This window comes from Candidatus Pelagibacter communis, assembly GCF_001180225.1.
GTDB classification, from domain to species: domain Bacteria; phylum Pseudomonadota; class Alphaproteobacteria; order Pelagibacterales; family Pelagibacteraceae; genus Pelagibacter; species Pelagibacter ubique_D.
Window position 1 is genome coordinate 1 of record NZ_CVST01000074.1, and the last position, 617, is coordinate 617.

A 617-nucleotide genomic window follows, 5' to 3' on the forward strand; every position below is an offset into this window, starting at 1 on the left:
GTTGCAAAAAAAGATTTAAAAGTTGGTGAAAAGCTCGACGGGGAAGGAGGGTTTTGTACAAGAGGTAAATTAATTACATCTCAAAATTCAAAAAATGAAATGATTTTACCACTTGGTTTAACAGATAATGCAATATTAAAAAAAAATATCAACAAAGATGAAATAATAAAAATTGATGATGTTGAGCTTAATTTGCCAAAAGAGGTAATAGAAGCTAGAGATTACCAATACAATTTAATATAGTTGAGTTATAAATAATTGTGGATATAACAGTGAAATTCATTAATGCCCTCGTGGTGAAATTGGTAGACACAAAGGACTTAAAAGCCGAGGGATAGAAGTTAAAGTCAGTCTATAGTAGTCCAAGGTAGTCTAAATATCCTATAAAATCACAGAACTTTAATTTAGCTTTCAATTAGGATAATAAAATAAAAGTTAATTAATTTGTGAAAACCAGCACAAGACCAGCACATATAAAGAAATGATATGTTGATTAAAGATAAAAATTAATTTACGATTAATTATGTCTAAAACTTTTGCTTCAATATTAATCTTAGTTTTTCTAACTTCATGCGCTACTATAGTAAATGATGCAGAGGTTCCTGTTACACTTTCAT

The 617-nt window shown here is 28.4% G+C and carries 2 protein-coding genes; one reads left to right on the plus strand and one right to left on the minus strand.

Translation table 11 applies throughout. The features are described 5' to 3' along the window. Positions 1-243: SAF domain-containing protein (locus AMN99_RS05580; protein ID WP_256998127.1), on the plus strand; the 243-nt coding region annotated here is incomplete at its 5' end. Between the two features lie 192 nt (positions 244-435). On the opposite strand, the gene AMN99_RS05830 is transcribed toward AMN99_RS05580, so the two are convergent. After that, on the minus strand, positions 436-617 hold a 182-nt coding region (locus AMN99_RS05830; protein ID WP_218836796.1), incomplete at its 5' end, for a hypothetical protein.